At 50.8% G+C, this 4,753-nt stretch carries 5 protein-coding genes and 1 pseudogene; all 6 read left to right on the top strand.

The features are described from left to right. Positions 1–521 (top strand): annotated as a pseudogene (locus tag ACZM8Y_RS17680) (DUF927 domain-containing protein); the annotation flags it as partial. A 169-nt stretch (positions 522–690) separates the two neighbouring features. Next, complete coding sequence (mobV, locus tag ACZM8Y_RS17675; RefSeq protein WP_489501959.1) at positions 691–1,878, top strand: MobV family relaxase; 1,188 nt, start codon at positions 691–693, stop codon at positions 1,876–1,878. 145 nt (positions 1,879–2,023) lie between these two features. Next, positions 2,024–2,377: a protein MobC gene (locus ACZM8Y_RS17670; RefSeq protein ID WP_072335606.1), complete on the top strand. Its 354-nt coding sequence runs from the start codon at positions 2,024–2,026 to the stop codon at positions 2,375–2,377. Continuing rightward, positions 2,374–3,021: a recombinase family protein gene (locus tag ACZM8Y_RS17665; RefSeq protein WP_462513796.1), complete on the top strand. Its 648-nt coding sequence runs from the start codon at positions 2,374–2,376 to the stop codon at positions 3,019–3,021. The genes ACZM8Y_RS17670 and ACZM8Y_RS17665 overlap by 4 nt, the downstream gene beginning before the upstream one ends. 137 nt (positions 3,022–3,158) lie before the next feature. Further along, a complete protein-coding gene (locus ACZM8Y_RS17660) occupies positions 3,159–3,830 on the top strand; it encodes a hypothetical protein (RefSeq protein WP_486854938.1) in 672 nt (223 codons plus the stop codon). After that, positions 3,823–4,753: Eco57I restriction-modification methylase domain-containing protein (locus ACZM8Y_RS17655; protein ID WP_489501958.1), on the top strand; the 931-nt coding region annotated here is incomplete at its 3' end. The genes ACZM8Y_RS17660 and ACZM8Y_RS17655, both read left to right, overlap by 8 nt.

Below are 4,753 nucleotides of genomic sequence, written 5' to 3'. Positions count from 1 at the left end.
CTGACGGACAGGTACGACGTGTGGCCATGCGCTTCGCCCTGTGCGGCATGGCCGGAATGCTGGCCCTGCGGCTGGGCATCCTTCCCGAAAAGCTGGACGTATTGAACTGCATCGAAATCTGCTTCCGGGACTGGCTCACGGCAAGAGGCGGAACCGGAGCTTCCGAGGATACCGCCATCCTTTCCACGGTACGGCTGTTCATCGAACGGCACGGCGCAAGCCGCTTTCAGGATTTGGATACGCAAATGTCCACCTGCATCAACCGGGTGGGATTTCAGCGCACTCGCAACGGCACGACCGAGTATCTGATACTTCCGGAGAGTTTTCGGGCCGAAGTCGTCAGGGGATACGCAGAGGCAAGAGCTGTGCGTGTTCTGCGTGAAGCTGGATGGTTACGCACTCCTTCTAAAAACAGACTGAAACATCAGGAAAGGCTTCCTGGTCTAGGGCGCGTGCGTGTCTACATTGTTTGTTTGCCTGATGACCCGGATGAAGAAACTGCTCCTGCCTTGCCTGATTGAGCGGTGACAGTGGTGACAATGGTGACAAACCTACAGCCGCAAGGGGTTACGCCTGTCACCACTGTCACCATTGCATATTTGAGTGGTGACAGCCGAAAAACATTGCCATTGCTCGATTGTCACCACTGTCACCGTTGTCACCACTGAAAATGAGTAAAGGGAAAAAACCATGTCCTACCTCGTACTCCACATGGACAAATTCAAGAAGGAGGCCATACGCGGCATCCAGAGTCACAACCGGCGGGAACGGGAGAGTCACAGCAATCCCGATATTGACTACGACAGAAGCGCGGCGAACTACGAGCTGCACGAAACCGCAGCATCGAACTATGCCGAAGTCATTCAGAACCGTATTGACGACCTCCTGCTGGTCAAGGCCGTGAGAAAGGACGCCGTGCGCATGTGCGGGCTTATCGTCACCTCGGACAAGGCGTTTTTTGATGCTCTCACGCCGGAGGAAACAAGGCGTTTCTTTGAGGAGAGCAAAGCCTTTCTCACGGAATTTGTGGGCGCGGAGAATGTCGTTTCCGCCATGGTTCACATGGATGAAAAGACGCCGCACATGCACTTCCTTCATGTGCCGGTGACGCCGGACGGAAGGCTCAACGCCAACAAAATCTATACCCGTCAGAGTCTGCGGAAACTGCAAGCCGAGCTTCCCGCTCATCTGCAAAGCCGGGACTTCGTCATTGAACGCGGCGTGGAACAGACTCCCGATTCCGCGAAAAGGCATCTGGATACCCGCGAGTTCAAGCAGCAACAGGAAGCATTGGAGAAACTGATTCAGGAATCCGAAGAGACTTCCCGAAATTCACGGCAGCTTATCAGCGCATTGGAACAGCGTGAGGAAGAGTTGAGAAAGTGCATTGAAGAGTATGAGCGGCAGGCTGAGGAAGCGGAAAAGGTGCTTCGGGAGGAGATCGAACTACCGAAAGCCTCTTTTCTCAATTATCCGTCCGTGCTGAAAAAAGCCTCTTCCCTCATTGAAGAACTGAAAAAGGCGCTTGCCGTCAAACACCTTGTCCAGACGGAGAAGGAAATCCTGCAACGGGAAGTGGATACCCTTCGCGGAAAACTGACGCGGCTTGAAGCGGGATACACGGCCCACAGAAAACAAAGCCATGAGGAAAAAGAGGAGCTGGAGAATCAGTTGAAGAAAATAAAGAGAATCATGGCAGGCTATCAGGAATTTCTGCGTCTGCCGGAAATCCGGCCGCTCCATATCGAGTTCGTGGAGCGCAAGCGCACCGAACAGCTCCAACGTCAGCTGGAAGAGGAACGGCAGCGGCAGGAGCAGGAAGCGCGGGACAGGGAGCGCCGGCAGGCGCGCTCCGCCCGTGGCATGAGAATGAGGTAAGGCGTCGGAGGGAAATCTTCGCACAGGCCGAAGATATAGCCCACTATGCTTCACTTGCGTGAAGCGTGGGCGACCGTCCCGCTCGACCGGAAAGACAAATCATCAATCCGGGGCATGGCCCCGGCGAAACACTGGAGGAAGCTTCATGACCATCACCGTCACGCAGCTGAAGGAAATCAGACAGGAGTTTGCGACACTCAAACCCGCTTCTGTCACGCTGGACGGGAATCGAACCATGTCCATGAAGGAAGCCGTCTTCGCTCTGGCCCCGACGCTGGAGCGAATGAAGAAGCGCGGCTTCGACACACAGGAGATTGTCGAGCGCTTGCACGAAAAGGGTATTGAGGTGAAACCCCAAACCCTGACCAAGTATCTGACCGAAGCCAGACGGCAACGGGAAGGACGAAAGGCAAAGAGGCAAGACACACCCCCGCCGCCTCCGAAACGCGAACAACGCTCCAGCTTCATTACTCCTGATATACCCGATGATGAACTGTGAACAAGAATCCATTGAGAGGAGAAACCATTATGGCAGGAGCTTACGGATATATTCGCGTATCCAGTACGGATCAGAACGAAAGCCGTCAGCGCATCGCCCTTGAGCGGCAGGCCATCCGGTCAGACCGCATTTTCATGGACAAACTGTCGGGCAAGGATTTTCAGCGCCCGCAGTATCAGGCCATGCTCAAAAAGCTCAGAGCCGGGGATCTGCTCTGCATTACGAGCATTGACCGGCTGGGCAGAAACTATGAGGAAATTCTGGAACAGTGGCGGATAATTACCAAAGAGAAGCGCGTGGATATCCTCGTTCTGGACATGCCTCTGCTTGACACCCGGCGCGACAAAAACCTGCTCGGTACCTTTATTGCCGATCTTGTTTTGCAGGTGCTTTCCTTTGTGGCTCAGAACGAACGGGAGAATATCCGTAGCAGGCAGGCCGAAGGTATCGCTGCAGCCAAAGGGCGCGGTGTGCGTTTTGGACGCAAAATCAAACCCCTGCCGGACAACTTTCTGGAAAATTGCGACCTCTGGCGCAATGGCCAAATCTCAGGGCTGGAAGCGGCCAGAAGATGCCGAATGCCTCAAAGCACCTTTTACCGGAAAGCTGGACGGCTTCGGGAAAATGACGCTAATACTGTCTAACAAGGTGTACTTTTTGGGAAAATCAATTTTTCTTTCTTTAGGTAAAAAAATAGTCGCTGTCAAACCTCGCTGGATAATAAAATTCTCCTTCGCCCCTCGTCCTCTCAAAGTACAGTTTTTGGGGAACGGGTGGGGCAATGGCAACATCTCTCCAAGTTAAATCAAAACAGCGCGTGGCCGCGCATGGCGAAGTCTTCACCGCCGAACGGGAAGTCAAAGCCATGTGCGATCTCGTTGCTGATGAATGTTCCCGTATAGACAGTCGTTTTCTTGAGCCCGCCTGCGGCAATGGTAACTTCCTCGCTGAAGTGCTTCGACGCAAGCTGGAAGTCGTAAAAAGACGCTACGGCAAAAGCAGGCACGAGTATGAGCGCTACGCTGTTTTGGCACTGTCCAGTCTCTATGGAGTAGATATACTGAATGACAATGCGGAAGAGTGCCGTATCCGGCTTCTGAATCTTTGGAATGAAGAATACTACAAGACTCTTGCCGTATCCGTCTGTGGAGAGCTGCTTGCGGCTGTTCGGTACATTCTGGAGCGCAATATTCTGTGCGGTGATGCGCTCACGCTGCTTCGCTCCGATGGGACTCCCATCATTTTCTCCGAGTGGTCGTTCATTTCCGGTGACCTGATAAAACGCCGAGACTTTCGTCTTGATCAGCTCATGAAAGGCGAGGCGGAAAAGCAGAAGCGGCAGAATGTGCTTTTTATGCCCGGCTGGGAATACGACGCCGAGCTCGACACGTTGATTCCATCCCCCATTCAGGAATTCGAGCCCATCGAATACTGGAGACTGTGCCATGCATGATCTCCAGCATAACCCTGATGTTTTAAGCTGTCTGGCCAATCTTTCGAGTGATGAAGTCTTTACTCCTCCAGAAGTCGCCAATGCCATGCTTGATATGCTCCCGCAAGAATTGTGGCAGGACTCAAAAGCGACATTCCTTGACCCTGCCTGTAAGTCTGGCGTGTTCCTGCGCGAGATTGCCAAACGCCTCATCGAAGGGTTGAAGGACGAAATTCCCGACTTACAGACTCGTCTCGACCATATCTTTCAAAAGCAGCTTTACGGCATTGCCATTACGAATCTTACGGCTCTTCTTTCAAGGCGATCTCTTTACGGAAGCAAATGTGCAAACGGTAAATATTCTTTTTCGCGTTTTGATACGGCAGAAGGTCTTATTCGACTGAACCCAACATTACATCACACATGGAAGAATGGCCATTGTGAATTCTGCAGAGCATCGCAAAGCGAATATGACCGTAGTAGCACATTGGAATCTCATGCCTATGAATTTATCCATACTTATACCCCAGAGAAGATTTTCAAGATGAAATTTGATGTAATTATCGGAAATCCGCCGTATCAATTACATACGGCTGGAAGTGATAACGGGGCTCAAGCCAAGCCGATTTATCACTTGTTTATTCAGCAAGCTATCCAACTTATGCCTAAATTTGTTGTTATGATTTCACCCTCTCGATGGTTTTCTGGAGGATGGGGACTAGACGAATTTAGAAATAAAATGATGAATAGTAATAAAATTAGAGAAATTCACGACTATCAAAATTCTTTAGATTGCTTCTCTGGAGTTGACATAAAAGGAGGAGTATCATATTTTTTATATAATAGAGATAATGAAGGTAAGTGTAAATTTTATACACATAATTCTAATTATATACATTCAATGAGTGAAAGATTACTAAAAGAAGATGGATGTGATATAATAA

Source organism: Bilophila sp., assembly GCF_057864385.1.
The sequence above is the reverse complement of the archived record's forward strand: the minus strand, read 5'-3'. Positions and strand labels throughout refer to the sequence as shown.